Consider the following 21074-nt stretch of genomic DNA (forward strand, 5'->3'; position numbering starts at 1 on the left):
ATGTGGCATGAAGGCGCTCAGGCAGTACTCATGGCTGCCGGTTTTGGTGATGATTGGGGGCTGGCGAATCTGTGGCCATTGATCCTATTACCACTGGCAGTCTTGCCATGGATATTGCATGGACAAATGAATTTTGCGCATCCTGCCTTGCAGGGCTTGCCTGCAGACCCCTTGTCAGTGTGGCTGGATCGCACCTGGAAAATAGCCATTAGCGCGCTGATCGTGGCGTTGAGTGTTGCCTTGGCCGGCCCCTACCTGAAGTCGCAATACGTTGAGAAAGTCGGTCGCGGTGCACATGTGATGATCGTGCTCGACCGTAGTGCCAGCATGAATGAGCCCTTTGTGAAAAAAGGCGATGCCGCTGACCGCGTCCAAAAAATGGAAGTGGCAAGACAGGTACTCAAAACCCTGGTGGCTCAAGGCCATGATGACCTGATGGGCATGGTGACCTTCAGTACCTCGCCTATTCTGGCTGCGCCCCTTGGCAATGACCGCGGTTTTGTACAGGCGGCACTGGATGCCACCGAGGCCGGCGGGATGGGTTTCACTGCTGTGGCGCGTGGCTTGGGCATGGCGCTGGACTATTTTGCTGACCAGCCGGTGACGGGTGCCCGGGCCATGGTGCTGGTGTCGGATGGCGGGGCGCACCTTGATGGTAAAACCCAGGATATGTTGCGTGCCATGTTCATGCGCCAGCAGGCTTCGCTCTACTGGATTTATCTGCGTTCTGAAAGCGGTGTCAGCCTCAAGCAAAGCCTGGCAGAAGGTGAAAATATCGATGCTTATCCAGAATATGCCCTGCATGAGTATTTTCAAACGCTGAATGTGCCTTACCGGGTGTATGAAGCTGAAAATCCGGAAGCCGTGATGGCGGCAGTGCGCGATATTGCCACCTTGAAAAATAAACCGACCAGGTATCTTGAACCAGTGTCCAGGCAGGATTTAAGCCAGTATGCGTACTGGTTGGCATGGCTGGCAGCGGTATTACTGATGTGTATGTTTGGACTGGAGTTGAAGCGGTGGCAGGCATGAATGAAAGGTTTGCAAGCGTGATGCGGCGCGGCGTGCTATGGGCAGCTGTGCTCATGCTGGTTTCTTTGGTGATGTTGGCCAGGCAACTGGTTGAAATATATCAGGCACATGTCTATCGCCAGAGCCTGGCGCCGCATGTATTGATTCAGAACACCCTTCTGAGCGCTAACCAGACCCCACAGGCACTGTTCGCCAATGCCGTGTTTTATGACAACCAGCTCAAGCCTGAGCAGGCCCTGGCGCAATTTGCCGCCTTGATCAGTAAGGTGAGCGAGGCCGACCCGCTACGCAAGCAGGCCTATTTCAATTCCGGCAATATTTACATGCGCACCGCCACCCGCCTGCTCGAACAGCGTGGCCTGCCCGCCTGGGATGAAGCCGGGCCGCTGGTTGCCCTCGCCAAGGAAAGTTATCAAAAAGCCTTGAGAATAGATCCTGACTGGTCAGAAGCGAAATATAACTATCATCTGGCATTGCGCCTTTCGCCGACGACGCATGGCATGTCCGGGCCGCAACAGTATGAAGATGAGCAAATCAAGGCCGAGCAAGAGCCAAGTGGCTGGCCTGCCATGCCTGGTAACCCAAGAGGCATGCCTTGATGGGAGTCAGTTTTTCTGCCTTGAAAGATCAAGGGCGATCCTGGCTGGCTGGTTTCAGCACAGGCCATCAAGGATACTCATTCTGGCGCAAACTCAGTCTGCTCGTGATGACGGGATTATTAACGCTGGCTTTGTTCAAACCGCATTTCATGCTGCCCAACCGCGTCTATGACTGGTATTTCGTGGTGGATATTACGCAAAGCATGAACGTGCCCGATTACCAGGTGGCCGGGAAAAGTGTCAGTCGGTTGCAAGTGGCCAAGCATAGTATACGCAAAACCTTGTCCGCTTTGCCTTGCGGCTCGCAAGTGGCCTTGGGCATGTTCACCGAGCGGAATGTGGTGAATGTCGTCAAACCGGTCGAAGTCTGCAGTCATTTTGCGGCGTTGGACCAGACGGTGGCAAGCATGGATTGGCGGATGGCCTGGGCGGCAGACTCCTTTATTGCCCATGGTTTGTATCACGCCCTTGAGCAAACGCCGCAATTAGGTAAGCAGATGCGGCTGATGTTTTTTACCGATGGACAGCAAGCGCCGCCAGCCAATCCGAGATATATGCCTACTTATGCTGGTAAGCCAGGAGATGTACAGGGTTTTCTGGTGGGTATGGGCAAACCGACACCAAGCAAGATTCCCAAGCTGGATGAAAAAAATGCGGTTTCCGGTTATTGGGAGCAGGAAGAAGTGCAACGCTTCGGTAATTTCGGCATGGCAGAAACCTTATCCGTATTGGCCATGGAGCAAGGCCAGCATGACCGTAATGCCGGGCACGGGCCAGGCAATACATTACTGGAAAACGCACATTTGTCTGCGCTGGACGCCCAGAACTTGCAGCGTCTGGCCGAGACCACCGGTTTGCATTTTGTCCGGCTGGACGATACCGCCCAGGGCAGTGGCTGGGCAACAGGATTAGGCATGACTGCCTGGCGTTGGGCCGATACCGACCTCAGACCCTGGCTGGCCTGGCCAGCGGTGGCTGCCTGGCTGGTCTACCTGGCCTTGACCTTTGCCGGTAGCGCCTGGATAAGTGCTTTCCGGCACATCTGGCGTGGCATCAGGCACAGGTTGCCCTCGCTCAAGCGGCCTGGCAAATTATCCCCATAGATTTTATCGAGAAGGAGTAAACATGAAGTGGTCTTTATTACTGGCTGGATTATTGTTGAGTGCGAACGCGTGGGCGCATGGTCCCACACCGCAGAAAACGGATGAATCCATCCAGGTGGGTGCGTCGGCAGAGGCTGTCTGGAAGCGTATCAGCGCACCCTGTGGTCTGGCACAATGGCACCCGCAAGTGACGGCCTGTGAGGCGGTGGGGGACAAGCAGCAAAAGCTAACCCTCAAAAACGGCAAGCAGTTGCTGCAGGAAATTGATGAAGTCTCGGCTACGGACATGACGGTGGCTTACCGCTTGTCCGGGGATATTGACCTGGAAGCACTGCCAGTCAGCTCGCTCAATGGCAAAATCAAGGTGAGTGCAGATGGCAGCAATGCCAAGGTGGTATGGACCGCACGTTACTACCGTGCATTTACTGGCAATGAGCCGCCTGTAGGTCAGGACGATGAATCTGCTAAAAATGCCGTGGATAATTTCGTGAAAGAAGGTTTGCAAGGGCTGAAAGATGGCCGCAATGCCGTCGCAGCCAGCAGCACCAAAGGCTGGCGCCAAAAGGTGTGTGTGGCTCTGCGCCCACTGTTTAAAAGTGTAGGCATGTCTGTGTGCGCCTAAGGGGTAAGCATGCGTGTGCGCTTTTCTTTGTTACTGGTTCTACTATCGGTCATTCATCCGCATTGCCAGGCAGATGAGTCACAACAGGCGCTGGTCAGGTTGGTGGAGACGGATGACTCCCTGTGCCTGGCTCATGGCGGCAAAATGGTCTCATTACAGTTGACCGAGGCTGCCATGTCAGTGGATCAAAGTCCGGTGGAAGTGTGGATAGACCGCTGGTTTATGCAAGTGCAAACCGCGGACCACACCCGGCATGTGCTGACGCCGGAAGTACCAGAAACAGAACTGGGCTGCTCACAAAGCATCGCTGGCCCCCAGCACTGGACGCTGGGCACCATCAAACGCCTGCCGGTGGCAGGCGCTCCCTATCGCAAGGATTAATACATGCAACCTAACCAGACTTCCCCTCAACCGGTCACACTAGATAGCCAGCAGCAGTTCAACCAGCATGTGGCGAGCCAGGCATTTGTGGTGCTGCTTTTTACTGCCAAATGGTGTGACCCGTGCCAGACGTTTTATCCCGTGTTTGCCGAAGTGGCATCACAGAACCCAGCGGTATCATTTGCAATTGCTGACGTTGATGTGGCCACCGACCTTGCCGCTAATTTCCAGGTGGCGCAGGTGCCTGCGCTCATGGTGGTACGCGAACGTGTGATTATTGATATGGTCACCGGTGCCATGCATACCCATGAGTTGCAACACCACCTGCAAATGTGGCAGGCATTGGAGATGAAGGCCATTCAAGACCATTTCTCGCAAACCTCTTCCGCAGCGTAAATATCGCGTGCCTCTTCTTACAGCAAGTGCTACCCGAAGCGCCGGTGAAAAATTCCCAAGCGCTTGCGGGAGACTGTCTCAATCCGTTTGTCAGATAAACCCTTATAGTTTTTACCACAAGGTTGGGCTGATAACCCCCGGCCTGGTGTATGTCAGGCCCTGGTAACAGGGATGTGATCTTCCCCATGATTAAAGTGTTATGCATGCTGTTGGGCCTCAGCCTGGGCGTTTATGCGCAGGCGGCAGACTACGCCTATATCACCAATCAGGGTGAGGATACTGTGTCGGTGGTTGACCTGCAAACACAGCAGGTAGTGAATACCATCCAGGTAGGCAGAGCGCCGGTGGGGGTGGCTGTGGATAAGCGCCACCACAAAGTATACGTAAGCAATGTAGAAGGATATTCGCTCTCGGTGATTGATATGCACCGCCAGCAAGTGATAAACACCATTGCTTTGCCGATCGCACCCGTAGGCATCACTGTCAGCAAGCGCGGCGACCGTGTCTATGTGGCTGACTGGTATCACGATACCGTGTTGGTGATGACGGTAGAAGGGGAAACAGTTGCGCAAGTACAGGTGGGTCATGCGCCTGGTGGCCTGCAGTTGAGCCGAGATGATGCAACGTTATATGTGGCGAACCGGGATAGTAATGATATGAGTGTGGTTGATACACGCACATATAAAGAAACACATCGCATCAGCGTGGGGCTGCATCCCTTTGGATTGAGCCTGAGCCCGGACGGTCAACAGCTATTTGTGGTGAATGTGTATTCAAACGCCATCAGCGTGGTCGATACGCGGCGGCATCAAGTGGTGAAGACGCTGGCCGTAGGTGATCATCCTTATTGCGCCACCACGGATATGACAGGTCAACGCTTGTATGTGACCAATACCGGCGAAGACAGCGTCAGTGTGATTGACCTCGCCAGCGGCAAAACCATCGCTAGGGTTCGCGTGCCGGGCACGCCCGAAGGCATTGCTTATGATGCGGTGCATCAGCAGATACTGGTAGCGAGCTGGATGGATAACGTATTGGCAGTGATTGATGGCGAGCGCCTGATCTTGAAACCGGCTATCAAGGTGGGCTCTCAACCACGTGCATTTGGCCAGTTTGTCGGGCATACCGAGTGAGGATGTTGGTTGACTATGCTCGTTGTGCAAATAAAGGGAATTTTTCCCGGATAAATCGGGAAGCATGCCGCTATTGGCAGTACGCCTGAACACTTATGATGCAATCATCATTTAAATATTATATTTAATTGATTTTGCATAAAGTATATCTCCATGTTCGGGCCAGTTGTTGCAGCAACTGGCCGATTTTTTTAAGGATGCTGTATGCAAAAACACCTGTCACACCTATTGCTTGCTGGCGCGCTGGCCAGTTTCTGTTCAAACGTTTTTTCCCAACCCCTTGCCTATGTGCCCAACGAAAAAGATGGCACGGTTTCAGTGATTGATACCAGCACTGACGAAGTCATCAACACACTGCCTAAAAAAGGCAAGCTCGGCAAAAAAGTGCAGGCCGCCGCCATCCACCCCAGCAACCAAAAACTCTACGTCGTCGTGCGCGATAAAAACGCCGTCTCGGTGGTAGACACCCAGCTCGGCAAACAAACTGCCCTGATCAAAGTCGGCGACGAACCCGAAGGCATTGATATTTCACCCGATGGCAAGTTGCTGGCCGCCTGCCTGGAAGAAGAAAACGCCGTGTCGCTGGTAGACCTGCAAACCAACAAGCTCAAACACACCATTAAAACCCAGGGCAAAAACCCCGAGCATTGCGTATTTTCACCCGACCAGCAATGGCTGCTCGCCAGCAACGAAGAGAGCAATAATGTGGATGTGATTAACCTCAACACGCTCAAATCCGAACACCTGATCGCATCCACCAAACACCCGCGCGGCGTTGGTTTTAGCCCCGATGGCAAATGGGCCTACGTCGCCAACGAAGCCGCTAACATGCTAGAGATAGTCTCCACCGCCGACTGGAAAGTACAAGCCAATATCAAGGTCGGCTTGCGCTCCAACGGTGTCAAGGTCAACGCCGATGGTAGCCGCATTTACGTTAGCAACGGCGGCGATCACAACCTCAGCGTGATCGATACCGCCACCCGCGAAGTCATCGCCACGATCCCAGTCGGCCAACGTCCCTGGAATATGGCACTGACACCGAATGGTAAAAAACTCTATGTCGCCAATGGCCGTAGTAATAATGTCTCGGTGATTGATACCCAAACAAATGCCAAGCTGAAGGATATTGCGGTGGGGAATCTGCCTTGGGGGGTGGTGATTCATTAACCTTGATAGGTGATTGTTGCTTTTTATTCTGCATCACCACAATATGCGGCGTACCGTGTACGGTACGCCCTACTTGGGCTGAAGGACCGCCATTATTTTTTTCTTCCTTTTTAGGAAGACCTGCCCTTTAGGAACTCTCTACCTACTCATACTTGTTTCCTATGCCCAGCGCTGTGGGTGGCCGACGAGTCGCCAGGCCCCTGCGATTTGGTGACCACAAAGTCTTGCTTGTCTTCATCCCATCTAGATTCAATGCCAGTGACGCAGGACGATTCGTCACCGAAGAATTGGAAGAGATGTAAAAGATCCTCGATTCGGAGCTCATAGGCCCACTTGTGCCGTTTGTAGTCTGAGAAAACGAGCATTGAAGCAAAGCTTCGTCCTTCGGACAATGTCTGCATCCAGTAGTAATGAATGATCTGGTTGCATACATCGAGGGTCGACAGTGTAACCGACTCTGGGTTCCCCATATCAAAGCACTCGTGCGGCCAACCTGAGCCGGTGGCAGTGAACGGGCGGTTGCCGATCTTCTTGTAGCGCAGTACCGGCATACTTCTACTGCGGGCGCAATCATTGACCTTCGGTCGCTCCAATAGTGAGCGAATTTGAAATGCAGCCAACATAAGCTTACGCTCGAACAGTACGAGCTGTTTCTCAGACCACCGACGATACGTCCGATGATTCTTGAGCCAGTTCAGATCAGCTCTCAACTCAGTACGCCAATAGCGGGATTCAATCATTTTGAAGGCTAGCGGAGGTAAGGGGCCGTCTGGAGGCGGCACGCCGGAATACGTTCTCGCTTGACCGAAAGGTAAGACATTGAACTAAGCACGAGGCCCCCAAATGGCCTTGTTTCTCCGTTCCCAGTACTCGTATAAATCATTCCGAAGAGTGATTATCCGATCCGCAAGCTTTTCCAGAGACTCTGCGGAAAACTGGACATATTCTTGCTCCATTCCTTTTGCTGTCGTCTTAAGCCTCACATAGGTGTAGCCATCGTGATCGGTATTTTCCCAATCAGCGTGGACAACTAGGTTCCTAAGTTTTCCAACATCCGTAAGGTCAGCAATTAGCTTTTCAAACCCATCAATGACTCCAGAACCAGACAAATGCAAATCATCGCAGAAGCGTTTGAAGAGATCGACCTTCGCTCCATAACTCAACTTTTGAATGATGATCAAGCCTGGAATATCTGTTCTGTCCGTAACGGTTTCACACAGCACTGAATCTAGGGATTTCTCAAGCGCGTTGAAATACATAACGACTAAGCCAATAAGAGGCAGTGAATCTTCTAGATAGAGCTCGGCTTTCTCTTCGTCTTCTATCTCATGAGACAGATGTTGAATTAACTGAGTCGTTTTGGTTTTCATGACCTTAACCTCTAGCGACTAACATTAAGGGGCGCGCTTTAGCGAGACCTGCTTGATGGATGGGGTGGGAATGACAATCACAGTAGTCTCTTTTCAGTTTTTGGCAAATGTTCTGAAGTAAGGAAAAATAGGTCAGTAACAATACCCTCAAATAAACGGTTTAGGTCGTCAAGGTCATCGGGTGTAAAGTGTTCTTCAGCGGTTGCTAGATTACTTTTTCGTATAGATTTCTTTTCGCGACGAATTGTATCGGGTTTGGATTCGCTTGCATCCCATAGCGAGTGCACAAGAGTATTTCTCTGTTGTTCTGCCCAGTGAAGACGGGATATAAGTTCAGATATATCGTCTGGTAGGGTGGTTGATTTTAATGAGTGTGCAAACAAAGCTCCAAATGTTGCCACGCGAGAGCGAAAGGACATCTCTGTAGTAATAATTTCACCAACTTTGCGCGAACGACCCACCATTGCAGAAATGCATACCGAAAGTGCATCTTCTATGCGCTGAAACTGAACAATGCATTCTCCAAGGCGGGCTAATCCGCTTTCCCAAGAGTTTAATGATTGAACCAGTTTTTCATATTCGCTACGACGCATAGTTCTTAAGATGCCCAACGTAAACTAGGCATCCTAAATGACACAAAACTTTCCAGTATTGATGCTTTTTTGATTGAAGGTTTAAGGCTTTTATTTAACATTTTCAAGCTGTTGTTAAATTTTAGACCATCCTAAAATACAACCTTAACTGCGTCAACTTCTATCAGCCCTACACAATAACCAATACCTTTTAATGACATATTCATCAAAAGTCGAGTTTGCCGAGAACAGTTCCATGCCTTCTGGCTTGGCTTGAACAAGAAGCAATCCGTCCAATAGGTCTTTGTGGCAGGTTTCTTGTAAGAGGTTACAACGCTACAATCGACTATGTGATCGCACGCCTACATAATTCTTGCTGTATGAACGAATAGGGAAAAATTCCCGAATGTTTTTGGTGAATACTCTTTAAAATCCCCATTGCATGATGAAATCTCTCAGTCTTCAATTCAAACTCAATCTGATCATTACCCTGTTACTGCTTGGGCTATTACTGACTTGGGCGATTTCCGTGATTAAAAATGCGCGGGAGGATGTGTTGGCAGAGGTGGATTCGACGACCAACCTGGTGATGCATTTGCTGGATGCGCAGATCGCGCATTACATGACAGACTTTGGTTGGCTGAGCCGTAGCGAGGAAGGAAAAGTCTCTGTTTTCAGGCTGGAAGAATTGACCAATATCCGGCATCTGAAGGTGGATTTTTTTGATGTGAATGGTCGCTTAAGGGAGTCTAACCGCTCGACGCGTGTGGAGCATGCGGGGGAAGAACCACCGATCTGGTTTGTCAGGTTGCTCGACATTTCGAGTGTGCTTAATGAACCCAAACGCAAAAATATCATCCTCAACGGGCGTTTGATCGGTGAGTTGGTGATTACGCCTGATCCGAGTTTCGAGTTGCGCGAGATCTGGGATGATACTTCAGGCTTGCTCTCTATCGTTGGCTTGTTTGGCCTCAGTGTGCTGTTGTTTGTGTATTGGACGGTGCGGGCGACGTTTAAACCGGTCAAGCAGATTATCCATGGCTTAAACCAGATTGAACATGGCGATTACCAGACCCGGCTGCCTGGTTTTGAGCAGGTTGAGTTAAGCGAAATCAGCGACAAGTTTAACAAGATGGCGAGCACGCTGGAGCAAAGCATACGCAATAACCACAGGCTGACCCAGCAGATTATTCATTTGCAGGAAGAAGAGCGCAAAAAGCTGGCGCGTGACCTGCATGATGAAATCGGCCAGTACCTGACCGCAGTGCATATAGATGCCAGTGCCATGGTGGCGGCCAAAAAGCTGACCGTAGCGCGTGAAAGTGCCAAAGCGATTGCGCAAATCACCCGGCAAATGATGTTCACTATTCAGGATTTGCTGGCGCGATTGCGCCCGCGGGTGCTGGACGAGCTTGGACTGAGTCTGGCACTGGCAGAATTGATTCACCACTGGCACGATAGAAACCGCAGCATCATGGTCGTGAATAATATTTCCAACCACTTGACGCAGCCAGATGAATCGGTGGCGGTGACGGTATACCGTATCTTACAGGAATGCCTGACCAATATCAGCAAACACGCTGCGGCCGAGCGGGTGACCATAGAGGTGAGCGACAAGGCGGGTGGTTTGTACTTGCTGGTTGAAGATGATGGCCGTGGTTTTGATCCCACAGTGCCAAGCCGGGGTTATGGCTTGGCTGGCATGCAGGAGCGCGTGGAGGGATTGATGGGAACGATGAATATTAGTAGCGCCCCCGGCCAGGGGACACGCATAGAAGTGCACTTTCAAAATACAGGAAAATTTCGGGATACTGCGCCATGATAGTCAAGGTTGTGTTAGTGGATGATCACACGGTGGTGAGGTCAGGGTTGCGCCGTTTGCTGGAGAGCCATAAGTCCATAGAGATTGTGGCAGAAGCGGACACCGGCGAGATGGCGTATCAAGTGTATGGGGAAGTCTTGCCCGATGTGGTATTGATGGATATTTCCATGCCGGGCATGGGCGGGCTGGAAGCCGCCAAACGTATTTTGCAGCGCTATCCCCAGGCAAAAATTGTGATTTTCTCCATGCATGAGGCGGTGTCGTTTGCAGCCCAGGCGCTTAAAACCGGCGTCAAAGGCTATGTCACTAAAACGGGTGTGGCTGATGACTTGGTTCAGGCGGTGCTGGATGTCGCCAAAGGCCGTACCTTCCTGAGCCAGGATGTGGCGCAAAAGGTGGCTTTGCAGACATTGATCGGTGAAAGTAATCCGCTACAGCAGTTAACCTCGCGTGAATTTGAAGTGTTCCGCTTATTGGCAGAAGGTAAACGCGTCGAAGACGTGGCCGAGATGCTTAAAATCAGCCAGAAAACTGTCGCTAACTATTACACACTGATCAAGCAGAAATTATCCGTGAACAGCCCGGTGGAAATGGTGAGGCTGGCGATGAAACATGGTTTGATTGATGCCGAATAACGGGCCGCGATTTATTCCTCATCTGCAATTAGTCTACCTTTAATAAATCCTCCCAGCGCGTCGTATAGCCAGGACTCTTACGCTCCTGCTTCATGCGCCAGTCTTGCCTGACCTGCAATCCCTCGCTGGCTAGTTTGACCGTAGCCCGCCCCATTTTCTGGTTGATACTGTCCAGCACATGCATCAACCGTTCCGACTTTTCCTGACCAGTGGCCGCATGGAACATATCCTGTTGCTGTGCCCCGGCAGTCACCAGTTCACCCAGTGATACTCCCGCCTTGGCATAGTCGTATCCCGGACGATAAATCTTTCTTAGAGCAACGAGAGCTGCCTGAACCAGATGCAAGGTATTATTGGTGGCGACATACAGCGATAACCGCAGGCTGTTGTCGTATTGTTGGCCGGGGTCGCGGAAAGGGCTGGTGCGGATATAGACATAGATACTGCCTGCATATAATTTTTGTTGGCGCAGTTTTTCCGCTGCACGGGTCGTATAAAGCGTGACGGCTTCTTCCAGACTTTGCAGGTCTCGCACAGGGTGACCAAAGCTGCGGGTACTCAGGATTTGCTGCTTGGGGCCCCGTATCTGTTCAAGTTCCAGGCAGGCGGTGCCATTCAGTTCGCGTACCGTTTTCTCCATGATCACGTTAAACTTTTGTCGCATGGCTGCCGCATTGCTTACCTTGAGGTCATAGGCGGTGTGTATGCCTGCGTCATGCATATGCTGGCTTAAATGCCGGCCTATGCCCCACACATGGCTGACATCAATATCACGTAATGCGTCATCTACGGCAGCCATGGGCATGCTGTTGAAATTGCACACGCCATTCAGGGCTGGCTCTTGCTTGGCGAGATGGTTAGCCAGTTTTGCTAATGTTTTGCTGCTGCCTATCCCAACGCATACCGGCAGGCCGGTCGACTGCAGCACTGTTTGCCTGAGTTGCTTGGCATACAGTGTCAGGTCCCGCGTCGCAAATGAGGTGAGATCAAGAAATGATTCATCAATGGAATAAACTTCTTGCGCCGGGCTGAATTGCCGCAAAACAGACATGACGCGGTTACTCATGTCGGCATATAGTGCATAGTTGGATGAGTACGCAACGACGCCTTCCTGTTGGGCAAACTTGCGGACCTTGAACCAGGGTGCGCCCATGGGGATGCCCAGGGCTTTTGCTTCTGCACTGCGGGAGATAATGCAGCCATCATTGTTGCTTAACACCACCACGGGGCGATTGCGCAGCTTTGGGTTAAACACGCGCTCGCAACTGACGTAGAAGTTATTCACATCTACCAGTGCGATGGCCCTGGGGGCAAGATCTTTAAATGGGGTCTCATTCATTTTTATGAGGCCCATTTCATGAAATTCCCTAAAGTCTGTTCATGATCCGCAATAGCATGATTTTGACTGGGCAGGCCGATAATACATGCACACGAACCAGACATGGGGTCGGTTCGGGAAATAAAAAAGGAGATCATTATGTGGACTAAACCAGCTGCTACCGAAATGCGTTTCGGCTTTGAAGTAACCATGTACGTGATGAACAAATAATTCATCTGAGTACCCAGCAACCCGGTATGAATCCATGCCGGGTTTTTTATTGCCATCATATCCATGATTGTCTATCTGAACCGCCTGAACGAACCAATCACCACGCCCCACACTTCAAACTGCATCGGCGGCTCGATCAGGATAGGGCTGTATTTGCCTGATGCATTGGCGGGTAACAGCTTAGGGTTGCCATTTTTTTGTTTTGCCAAGATTTTGATGGTGAATTCGCCATCTATCATGGCAAGTACAATATCACCTATAACAGCTTGCTTGCCTCTATCCACGACCGCTTTGTCTCCTGGTATCAAACCCGCTTCAATCATGGATTCCCCCTGGATCGTGACAAAAAAAGTGGTATCCGCCTGATCAATCAAGTAGGCATTCGGGTCCAGACGGTCTTCGATATGGTCATCTGCTGGTGATGGAAAACCTGCCGGCACTTTGGATTGGAAGATCGGCAGACTGACTTCTTGCAGATCTGCTGCAGGCAGGGCGAATTTAGACACTTGATCCAGGTTTTGCTTTAACTGATTGGCTTGTCGCTTTTTGGCGTAAGCTGCCATGAGATCGCTGACCACCGGTTTCTGGCTCACCGGAATACGTACAACAATGGTTTTTTCCAGGCGGGTGGTAGAGCCGGGCTTGCGCCCAGCGCCTGGCCGTTTACCGCCTTTTATCTTTTTAACCTCATCGCTCATTGATTAATTGTAACAAATAATCAATCGTGCATAAGTCATTATGTTGATATTTACTTAAACTTTAATTTTCAAGGATAGACGTCGGTTGCTGCATGTGTTTTTCTAACCAGCATTCAGGCTAACCGTTATACTGTTGCGCTTTGAATTCACTGACTGACTATGGACTGGATACCACTGTTTTTTGAGCAATATGCACTCTTTTGCCTGATAGGGATGGTGGTTGGTGTGCTGTCCGGTTTGCTGGGAATCGGTGGCGGGATTGTGCTGGTACCCATGCTGCATGCCATACTGGTTGCAAAAGGATTTTCAGCCGATGTGGCTTTTCATATGGCGCTGGCCACTTCAATGGCATGTATCGTGTTTACTTCACTGTCGAGTATTTTAGCGCATCATAAAAACCAGAATATTGTCTGGCGATATGTCTGGGCCATGGTGCCCATGGCGTTTTTGGGCTCGCTGCTCGCAACATTGGTGGCGATTCATCTGGATGCCTTTTATTTGACACTGTTTTTTGCCATGTTTACTTTTTTTGCAGCGGCTCAATTATTCCGGGACCGCAAACCTATCCAGCATAAAGTCCCGGGCAAGATTGAAATCAGCCTGGTATCCCTGTTAATTGGTGTGATTTCCGCCTTGGTGTCGATTGGCGGTGGTACGTTAACGGTGCCTTACCTGGCCATGCGCAATGTGTCGGTCAAGCAGGCGATTGGCACTTCGGCGGTGCTGGGTTTCCCGATTGCGCTGGCGAGCACAGTGAGCTATTTGCAAGATGCCATCCGGCAAGCTACGCATGCGCCCGACACCTTTGGGCTGATCTATTTGCCAGCAGTGATGCTGATTACCCCGCTAAGTGTATTGTTTGCGCCTGCTGGTGTGGCATTGACAAAACGCTTACCAGTGAAAATATTAAAGCGTATTTTTGCCGTGTTTTTGATGGGGATAAGTATCCACTTGCTGTGGTCACAGTTGGCTTGACCGTCTCCGTGACAGCCAATAAAAAACCCGCTTTGCAGCGGGTTTTGTTTTCAGTGCGTGATAAACACAAGCACTGATTATTTGTTCATGATGTACATAGTCACTTCAAAACCAAAACGCATTTCTGTAGCAGCTGGTTTAGTCCACATGATTAATCTCCTTTTGGTTGTTAAGTAGTACATCGTTCTGATGTACTTGTATGACTCCCACTATACGCATGTGTTTCAAAAGTGCCCTGAGGGCATCACGTAAAAACGGCTCATGATTTTACGTAGTTTGAGTTGAAGTCCTCAGCCGGCAGCGTAGAATGGGAGTCAAGAATCATCACAAAAATAAGGGTGTGACATGATGCAGCGCTTGCCCCGCTGGGTGGAGTGGGGCGGATTTTTACTGGCCATGAATGCCGGTTTTGTGAACGCCGTCGGTGTGCTGGGATTTCGTCACCAGGCGGTGTCGCACCTGACCGGTATCTCCACTTATTTCTCCATTGAGTTGGTGAATCAGGATGCATGGCAAGTCTTGCATCTATTGTGGGTGATCCTGTTTTTTGTGCTGGGGGCCATTTTGAGCGGTGTGCTGATAGGAAATGAAGCACTCAGAATCGGCCGTCGTTACCATGTGGCGTTATGGCTGGAGGCTGGTTTATTGGCCGCCTCTGTCTGGTTGCTGAGTCATGGCTGGCAAAGTGGGCAGTGGTTGGCCTCAGCCGCTTGCGGCCTGCAAAATGCCATGACCAGTACCTTTAGCGGGGCGGTGGTGCGTACCACGCATGTCTCAGGGTTATTTACCGATATCGGCATTGCCCTCGGCCTGCGTTTACGCGGGCAAGCGGTGGATAGGCGACGCCTGCTACTCTATACCCTATTGATTGCCGGCTTTATTTGTGGTGGCGTGTTAGGCGTCTGGGGATATCTGCATTGGCACTTTAACGCCTTGTTATTGCCGGCAGCGCATGTGGCTGCTCTCTCTGTGAGTTACTACGGGCTTAGCCGTCGGCACTGATGCTCTCTGATGATGCATTAAAAGTCAGTCTCTGCCTGGCGAGCAGACAAAAAAGTGTCATCAATTTGTAATACAATCAGTCTTAGATTTTTTAACATTTCAGAAACCAGGCCATGTCGATTCAAACTATCCCAACCCAACCTTTTGCTGACCAAAAGCCAGGTACCTCGGGCTTGCGTAAGAAAGTGCGCGTGTTTCAGGAGCCGCATTATCTGCAAAATTTTGTGCAAAGCATTTTCGATACGCTGGAGATTCCGGCCAACGCTACCTTAACGCTTGGCGGCGATGGCCGTTTCTATAACAAGGAAGCGATCCAGATCATTATCAAAATGGCAGCGGCCAACGGCTTTGCCAAGGTGCTGGTTGGACAAAACGGTATCCTGTCGACCCCGGCCGCGTCAAATATCATCCGCAAATACCAGACTTTTGGCGGCATTATCCTTTCTGCCAGCCATAACCCGGCTGGCCCCGACGATGACTTTGGCATTAAATACAACACGGGCAATGGTGGGCCAGCCCCCGAAAAAATCACGGATGCCATTTTTGCCAACAGCAAGCAGATCACCCAATACAAGATGGCTGATTTACCCGAGGTTGATTTGTCCAGCATAGGCATCACCACCCTGGATGGGTTTGAAGTCGAGGTGATTGATTCGGTCAGCGATTATGCTGACTTGATGCAAAGCATGTTTGACTTTGACGCCATCAAGCGCTGGCTGGCGGCCGGACATCGCTTGCAATTTGATGCCATGCATGCCGTGACCGGACCTTATGCCAAAGAGATTTTTGGCAATCGTTTGGGGGCACCAGCCAATAGCTTGATGAACTGCGAAGTGTCAGAGAATTTTGGCGGCGGCCATCCTGACCCCAACCTGACTTATGCTGAAGATTTGGTCAAGATTGCTTATGGTCCCCAAGCCCCGGATTTTTCAGCCGCCTCAGATGGTGATGGTGACCGGAACATGATCCTGGGCAATCATTTTTTTGTCACCCCCTCCGACAGCCTGGCGCTGATTGCGGCCAATGCCAAGTTGATTCCGGCGTATGCCAAGGGTTTGTCTGGCGTAGCGCGCTCCATGCCGACCAGCGGTGCGGTGGACCGCGTTGCCGCCAAGCTGGGCATTGACTGTTATGAAACGCCCACCGGCTGGAAGTTTTTTGGCAACTTGATGGATGCGGGGCGTGTCACCTTGTGCGGTGAGGAAAGCTTTGGTACCGGCAGTGATCACGTGCGCGAAAAAGATGGTTTATGGGCAGTGTTGTGCTGGTTGAATCTGCTAGCGGCGACTAATGAAAGTGTGGAGTCACTGGTGCGTAAGCACTGGCAAACCTATGGCCGCAATGTGTATTCCCGGCATGATTACGAAGGCGTGCCCACCGAGCAGGCCAATGCCGTGATCACCCACATCAATGCTCAGTTTCTGACCTTGCCTGGCCAGGTATTTGGCCGTTATACCGTCCAGACGGTGGATGACTTTAGCTATACCGACCCCGTTGATGGTTCAGTCAGCAATAACCAAGGGGTACGCATCCTGTTTGCCTGCGGTTCGCGTGTGGTCATCCGTTTGTCTGGTACAGGCACTGAGGGGGCGACTATCCGTGTCTATCTCGAAGCGTTCACTGAAGATGCAGCCCAGCAGCAACTGGATGCACAGGAGGCTTTGGCCGAGTTGATTGCCGTGTCGCATCAGATCTCTCAACTGCCCCAACTCACTGGCAGGCAGCAACCGACGGTGATTACTTAATAAGTGTGGCTGCCTGGGGAAACGGCTGAATGACGATGATCAAAAAAACAATTCTTTGCCCGCTGCTACTGTCCGCAGGGTTGTTGGCCTGTGGTATCAATCCGGTGACCAAGGAGCGTGAGTTCCAGTTTGTCTCGCAAGACAAGGAAGTCCAGATCGGCCAGCAAAATTACAGCCCTGCACGCCAGTCACAAGGTGGTGACTATACGCTGGATGCAGAGTTGACACGCTATGTGCAACAAGTCGGGCAAAAACTGGCTGCGGTATCAGACCGCCCCGATCTGCCTTATGAATTTGTCGTGTTGAATGATTCAGTCCCCAATGCTTGGGCCATGCCCGGCGGCAAAATCGCGTTTAACCGTGGCCTGCTTTACGAGTTGCACAGTGAAGCCGAACTGGCTGCCGTACTCGGCCATGAAATTGTGCATGCGGCTGCCCGCCACGGTGCCAAAGGCATGGAGCGCGGCATATTTATGCAAGGTGCGATGCTGGCGGTGGGCCTGGCCACGCGAGACTCTAATTACGCTAATCTGGTCGTCGGTGGGGCGCAGCTGGGCGGACAGCTTATTTCGAGTAAATATGGCCGCGATGCCGAGTCAGAGTCTGACCACTATGGCATGAAGTATATGAAACTCGCCGGTTACGACCCGGCTGCTGCCGTCACCTTGCAGGAGACGTTTGTGCGGCTGAGTGAAGGTAAACGGCAGGATTTCCTGTCCGGGCTGTTTGCCAGCCATCCACCGTCACAGGAGCGTGTTGACCTGAATAAAAAGACGCTGCAAGAGTTGGGCGCTGGTGGTGAGATGGGTAAAGAGGTTTACGCGCAAAAGGTCGCCAAACTGATGGCGACCCGCGAAGCCTATCAAGCCTATGATGAAGGCAAAGCCGCGTTGCAAAAAGGCGATGCTGAAAAGGCCAGGGCATTGGCAAAAAAAGCCATCAGTATCGAGCCGCGTGAAGCGCGCTTCCAGGAGCTACTGGGTGATATTGCTTTAACCAAGAAAAATACCACCGAAGCCTTAGCCTTTTATGACAAGGCCATCCAGATGCAGCCTGATTACTTCAAGCCTTATGTGCAAAGTGGCATTGCCTTGTTTAATGACGGCAAGAAAGAGCAGGCCGAACCATTTTTAAAGAAAGCCAACGCCTTGCTCCCCACTGCACCGGGCTATGCCTTGCTGGGGCAGATTGCCGAAGGACGTGGTGAAACCTCCCTTGCCTTGCAGCATTACCAACTGGCTGCGAGCTCAGATTCTGAAATCGGCAAAGAGGCTGCTGCCCGCGCCATGCGCATCGATTTGCCACGTAACCCGGCCCGTTATTTGCCCTCTGGTCCGCTGGCGGACAACACGGGTATGGTTTACGCCGCGGTGCAAAATAGCAGCAGTGTGCCAGTTGGCCGTGTAAGGGTGCGCATGCTGCAATACGATAGCCACGGCCGCCTGGTAGACCAGACACGTTCCATGCTGATTACGGGCGGGATTGCACCAGGTAAACGTGGCTCAGTTGCCACGGGTATCCGCATTCAGGACCAAGCCGCATTACAGTTTTTCCGTGTGGTGGTAGAGGGTGCTGAGCTGGCGAATTAATCCCACTAAATACCAGTAAACATTTTCTTATGGCTACCCAAGACACCTGCTGCTCCGTTTCACCTTACTTTGAAATTCATCCAGGCCAAGCGGCTGCTTTTCGCGCCATCTGTGAAAAATACGTTGAATGGTCTTCGCGTGAGCCAGGCTGCCTGTATTACGGCTTTAGTTTTGATGGCGATCTCGCGCATTGCCGTGAAGGCTTTGAAAATGCCGAAGCCTTGTTAGCCCATCTGGAAAACCTGCGCCCGATTTTGCATGAGATGGGTGAGGTGTCTAAGCTGGTGAGAATTGAGGTGCATGGGCCAGAAACTGAATTGGCGAAGTTGCGGGTGCCACTGGCGGGTCTGAATCCTCAGTATTTTGTGCTGGAATTTGGCTATCGCAAAGACATGGATGAATAATCCGTTGTTTCTTACACCGGGTCATTTAATCGGTGACCTTGTTACTTGGTCTCTCCGTCACTAATTGTCATCACTCCCCGATGTAACCGGACATCCATCCGGCCTAAAAAACTCATGCCGAGCAGGGCATCTCCTTCAAGGCCCGGCGAAATCGTGGCGGCGACATCATGGGCGACCACACCACCAAGTTGAACGGTTTTCAGCCGTACCAGATACGACACAGCAGTGCCATTGGCGGTATGCGTATTGATGGCCTCATGGCTGACCAGCCCTAAACGGTTGGCGACATGCTGCGAAATCGCGACACCAGTGGCACCGGTATCCACCAGTACACGTACGCGTTCTCCATTAATCAGCGCTTCGGCACTGTAGTGACCATCGGGGCCGCGCTTGAGGCTAACGACTTTCTGCTGGCCGATCTGCTCTAGGGTATTAGGATGTTGTACACGTTCTATGAGCAGCCAGACCAAGGCGGCAAGGCCCAGCCAGATCATGGTGAAGAGCAGGCCGCGCCCGCGCGAGTATTTTCTATGAGTTGCTTTAAGCATGCTCATTCAATGGAGGCTTAAAAAGGAATTTTCAAGTCTGGTCTGGCACTGCTAAGCACTTGTTTGAATGCCTGCTGAATGCGTGTTAACGCCGTGGTGTCATCTGCTTCAAACCGTAAGGTCAGTACGGGCGTGGTGTTGGATGCACGGATCAGGCCAAAGCCATCTGCATATTCCACACGCAAACCATCAATGCTGATGACGTCAATGGCATCGGGGAATTGAACGGATTGTTGCAGGGCGGAAATGAGCGCGTGGGGTTCGCCCTCCTGCATGGCAATTTGCAATTCTGGCGTGTTCAAACTGTCTGGCAGGGCTTCGAGTACGGCGCTGGCATTCGGGCTGCGGCTGACAATTTCCAGCAAGCGTGCGGCGCTATAAAGCCCGTCATCAAAGCCAAACCAGCGCGGTTTACCTTCTTTGGCATCATTGAAAAACAAATGTCCGGAGAGCTCACCGCCAATGGCTGCACCGGTTTCCCTGATTTTGGCTTTCATTAAGGAGTGGCCGGTTTTCCAGATCACGGGTTTGCCGCCGTGTTCGCGTATGTATGCTGATAAATGGCGCGTGGATTTCACATCGAAAACCACGTGACTGCCGGGTTGTTGTGTCAGCACGTCTTCTACAAAGAGCATCAGTTGTCGGTCGCTGCGAATGATTTGCCCATTTTTGGTGACGACGCCCAGGCGGTCGCCATCGCCATCAAACGCTAGGCCGATTTCTGCCCCGCCTGTGCGCAGACAGTGCATGACATCTTGCAGGTTCTTGGCTTCGGCTGGGTCAGGATGGTGGTTAGGGAAACGGCCATCCACCTCACAAAACAAAGGGTCAACCTCACAACCCAATGATTTAAATAACGCAGGAGCATAAGCCCCTGCGACACCGTTCCCACAATCAATGGCCACCCGCATGGGCCTGGCAAGCTGGATGTCGGAAATGATGGCTTCCTGGTAGGCCGGTTGAATATCGTAGTGGGATTCCGAACCTGACTGATCTGGTTGGTTAAACCGTTGTTGGATAATGCGTTGCTTGATGGCCTGAATGGCGTCGCTGCTCAAGGTTTCACCGGCAATCACCATTTTCAGACCATTGTACTGAGGCGGGTTGTGGCTGCCGGTAATCATGACGCCACTGCTGGTCTGGGCCAGGTAGTGCGTCGCGAAATAGAGCATGGGCGTGGTGACCATGCCTAAATGAATCACACTAATCCCGGCCTCCCGGATGCCTTCGCTAAGGGCGGCTGCCAGTGCTGGACTGGACAAACGGCCATCAAAGCCGACACAGATGTGATGCTCGCCACGTTCCTCTGCCAGCGAGCCCAGTGCCAGGCCTATCTGTTTGACAATCTCCACAGTCAATGTGTCATCCACAATGCCGCGGATATCATAAGCTTTGAAAATGGATGCTGGCACTAACTGCATTTATTCCGCTTCTTCTATCCAGGCCAGCTGTATGGCTTCGAGGATTTTTTCACCGCAACGGGAAGGCTCATCGTCAAAGTCCTCCAATTCTATGACCCACTGCATAAGGTCAGTGAAACGGATAGTTTTGGGATCTACGTCGGGAAATTTATCATAAAGTTCTTCAGCAATCCGCTGGCTGTCGGTCCATTTCATTGTCATTACTCCATTTTACAAGGCGAGGTTGTTGATATTATAACTGACAGCCCTCACCGAATTTGACAGAATCCGCCTACACTTTTGTCAGACAAGCGGGACTGTTCAGTAGGTGA

The 21074-nt window shown here is 51.5% G+C and carries 25 protein-coding genes; 16 read left to right on the top strand and 9 right to left on the bottom strand.

The annotated features are described in order from the left end of the window. The 8 genes from F463_RS0106865 to F463_RS0106900 all read left to right on the top strand — a co-directional run bounded on the left by F463_RS0106865 (window position 1) and on the right by F463_RS0106900 (window position 6433). Window positions 1–1032, top strand: a complete 1032-nt coding sequence (locus F463_RS0106865) for a vWA domain-containing protein (RefSeq protein ID WP_018986326.1) — start codon at window positions 1–3, stop codon at window positions 1030–1032. Next, window positions 1029–1631 (top strand): hypothetical protein, encoded by a 603-nt coding sequence (locus F463_RS0106870; RefSeq protein WP_018986327.1) that lies wholly within the window; start codon window positions 1029–1031, stop codon window positions 1629–1631. Before F463_RS0106865 ends, F463_RS0106870 begins: the two co-directional genes overlap by 4 nt. Continuing rightward, entirely contained in the window at window positions 1631–2734 is a 1104-nt protein-coding gene (locus tag F463_RS0106875) for a vWA domain-containing protein (RefSeq protein WP_018986328.1), read from the top strand. Before F463_RS0106870 ends, F463_RS0106875 begins: the two co-directional genes overlap by 1 nt. A 22-nt stretch (window positions 2735–2756) precedes the next feature. Next, a complete protein-coding gene (locus F463_RS0106880) occupies window positions 2757–3356 on the top strand; it encodes an SRPBCC family protein (RefSeq protein WP_018986329.1) in 600 nt (199 codons plus the stop codon). Between the two features lie 9 nt (window positions 3357–3365). Further along, window positions 3366–3737 carry a hypothetical protein gene (locus F463_RS0106885; protein WP_018986330.1) on the top strand — a complete coding sequence of 124 codons (372 nt, stop codon included), beginning with the start codon at window positions 3366–3368 and terminating at the stop codon, window positions 3735–3737. 3 nt (window positions 3738–3740) lie between these two features. Continuing rightward, the gene (locus tag F463_RS0106890) at window positions 3741–4133 is read left to right on the top strand and encodes a thioredoxin family protein (protein WP_018986331.1); all 393 of its coding nucleotides are present in this window, start codon (window positions 3741–3743) and stop codon (window positions 4131–4133) included. 185 nt (window positions 4134–4318) lie between these two features. After that, entirely contained in the window at window positions 4319–5266 is a 948-nt protein-coding gene (locus F463_RS0106895; RefSeq protein WP_018986332.1) for a YncE family protein, read from the top strand. A gap of 204 nt (window positions 5267–5470) precedes the next feature. Next, window positions 5471–6433, top strand: coding sequence for a beta-propeller fold lactonase family protein (locus F463_RS0106900; protein WP_018986333.1), 963 nt, complete (start codon window positions 5471–5473; stop codon window positions 6431–6433). Window positions 6434–6579: 146 nt separating this feature from the next. Here the strand turns inward: F463_RS0106900 and F463_RS15080 are convergent, their stop codons facing one another. From F463_RS15080 to F463_RS14170, 3 genes are all read right to left on the bottom strand, one after another. Continuing rightward, complete coding sequence (locus F463_RS15080; protein WP_018986334.1) at window positions 6580–7173, bottom strand: hypothetical protein; 594 nt, start codon at window positions 7171–7173, stop codon at window positions 6580–6582. Between the two features lie 84 nt (window positions 7174–7257). Next, window positions 7258–7803 carry a hypothetical protein gene (locus tag F463_RS0106910; protein WP_018986335.1) on the bottom strand — a complete coding sequence of 182 codons (546 nt, stop codon included), beginning with the start codon at window positions 7801–7803 and terminating at the stop codon, window positions 7258–7260. A 77-nt stretch (window positions 7804–7880) separates the two neighbouring features. Next, complete coding sequence (locus F463_RS14170) at window positions 7881–8396, bottom strand: hypothetical protein (RefSeq protein ID WP_018986336.1); 516 nt, start codon at window positions 8394–8396, stop codon at window positions 7881–7883. A 421-nt stretch (window positions 8397–8817) separates the two neighbouring features. Between F463_RS14170 and F463_RS0106920 the strand changes: the two genes are divergently transcribed. Together F463_RS0106920 and F463_RS0106925 are read left to right on the top strand one after the other, a co-directional pair. Further along, window positions 8818–10197: an ATP-binding protein gene (locus F463_RS0106920; RefSeq protein WP_026295395.1), complete on the top strand. Its 1380-nt coding sequence runs from the start codon at window positions 8818–8820 to the stop codon at window positions 10195–10197. After that, window positions 10194–10832, top strand: a complete 639-nt coding sequence (locus F463_RS0106925; RefSeq protein ID WP_018986338.1) for a response regulator — start codon at window positions 10194–10196, stop codon at window positions 10830–10832. Before F463_RS0106920 ends, F463_RS0106925 begins: the two co-directional genes overlap by 4 nt. Window positions 10833–10860: 28 nt before the next feature. Here the strand turns inward: F463_RS0106925 and F463_RS0106930 are convergent, their stop codons facing one another. Next, entirely contained in the window at window positions 10861–12171 is a 1311-nt protein-coding gene (locus F463_RS0106930) for a Y-family DNA polymerase (protein WP_026295396.1), read from the bottom strand. Window positions 12172–12309: 138 nt separating this feature from the next. Between F463_RS0106930 and pqqA (F463_RS14775) the strand changes: the two genes are divergently transcribed. Further along, complete coding sequence (pqqA, locus tag F463_RS14775; protein ID WP_081624291.1) at window positions 12310–12381, top strand: pyrroloquinoline quinone precursor peptide PqqA; 72 nt, start codon at window positions 12310–12312, stop codon at window positions 12379–12381. A gap of 71 nt (window positions 12382–12452) precedes the next feature. Here pqqA (F463_RS14775) and F463_RS0106940 read toward each other — a convergent pair whose 3' ends face one another. Continuing rightward, window positions 12453–13079 (bottom strand): LexA family protein, encoded by a 627-nt coding sequence (locus F463_RS0106940; RefSeq protein WP_018986341.1) that lies wholly within the window; start codon window positions 13077–13079, stop codon window positions 12453–12455. Window positions 13080–13238: 159 nt separating this feature from the next. Between F463_RS0106940 and F463_RS0106945 the strand changes: the two genes are divergently transcribed. Beyond that, window positions 13239–14054, top strand: a complete 816-nt coding sequence (locus F463_RS0106945) for a sulfite exporter TauE/SafE family protein (protein ID WP_018986342.1) — start codon at window positions 13239–13241, stop codon at window positions 14052–14054. A 77-nt stretch (window positions 14055–14131) separates the two neighbouring features. Here the strand turns inward: F463_RS0106945 and pqqA (F463_RS15255) are convergent, their stop codons facing one another. Further along, window positions 14132–14203 (bottom strand): pyrroloquinoline quinone precursor peptide PqqA, encoded by a 72-nt coding sequence (gene pqqA / locus F463_RS15255; protein ID WP_154650036.1) that lies wholly within the window; start codon window positions 14201–14203, stop codon window positions 14132–14134. A gap of 196 nt (window positions 14204–14399) precedes the next feature. Between pqqA (F463_RS15255) and F463_RS0106950 the strand changes: the two genes are divergently transcribed. The 4 genes from F463_RS0106950 to F463_RS0106965 all read left to right on the top strand — a co-directional run bounded on the left by F463_RS0106950 (window position 14400) and on the right by F463_RS0106965 (window position 18794). Further along, window positions 14400–15056, top strand: coding sequence for a YoaK family protein (locus tag F463_RS0106950; protein ID WP_018986343.1), 657 nt, complete (start codon window positions 14400–14402; stop codon window positions 15054–15056). A gap of 113 nt (window positions 15057–15169) precedes the next feature. After that, the gene (locus F463_RS0106955) at window positions 15170–16801 is read left to right on the top strand and encodes an alpha-D-glucose phosphate-specific phosphoglucomutase (RefSeq protein ID WP_018986344.1); all 1632 of its coding nucleotides are present in this window, start codon (window positions 15170–15172) and stop codon (window positions 16799–16801) included. A gap of 35 nt (window positions 16802–16836) precedes the next feature. After that, window positions 16837–18390 carry a M48 family metalloprotease gene (locus F463_RS0106960; RefSeq protein ID WP_026295397.1) on the top strand — a complete coding sequence of 518 codons (1554 nt, stop codon included), beginning with the start codon at window positions 16837–16839 and terminating at the stop codon, window positions 18388–18390. Between the two features lie 29 nt (window positions 18391–18419). Beyond that, on the top strand, window positions 18420–18794 hold the full coding sequence (locus tag F463_RS0106965; RefSeq protein ID WP_018986346.1) for a putative quinol monooxygenase: 375 nt from the start codon (window positions 18420–18422) through the stop codon (window positions 18792–18794). 41 nt (window positions 18795–18835) lie between these two features. Here the strand turns inward: F463_RS0106965 and F463_RS0106970 are convergent, their stop codons facing one another. From F463_RS0106970 to iscX, 3 genes are read right to left on the bottom strand one after another with little or no spacing between them, the layout of a single operon-like run. Next, window positions 18836–19348 (bottom strand): retropepsin-like aspartic protease family protein, encoded by a 513-nt coding sequence (locus F463_RS0106970; RefSeq protein ID WP_026295398.1) that lies wholly within the window; start codon window positions 19346–19348, stop codon window positions 18836–18838. Window positions 19349–19359: 11 nt separating this feature from the next. Continuing rightward, the gene (locus F463_RS0106975; RefSeq protein ID WP_018986348.1) at window positions 19360–20763 is read right to left on the bottom strand and encodes a phosphomannomutase/phosphoglucomutase; all 1404 of its coding nucleotides are present in this window, start codon (window positions 20761–20763) and stop codon (window positions 19360–19362) included. Continuing rightward, window positions 20764–20958 carry a Fe-S cluster assembly protein IscX gene (iscX, locus tag F463_RS0106980; protein WP_018986349.1) on the bottom strand — a complete coding sequence of 65 codons (195 nt, stop codon included), beginning with the start codon at window positions 20956–20958 and terminating at the stop codon, window positions 20764–20766. Window positions 20959–21074: the final 116 nt, after the last annotated feature.

Origin of the sequence: Methylophilus methylotrophus DSM 46235 = ATCC 53528 (genome assembly GCF_000378225.1) — a bacterium.
In the GTDB taxonomy this organism is placed as follows: domain Bacteria; phylum Pseudomonadota; class Gammaproteobacteria; order Burkholderiales; family Methylophilaceae; genus Methylophilus; species Methylophilus methylotrophus.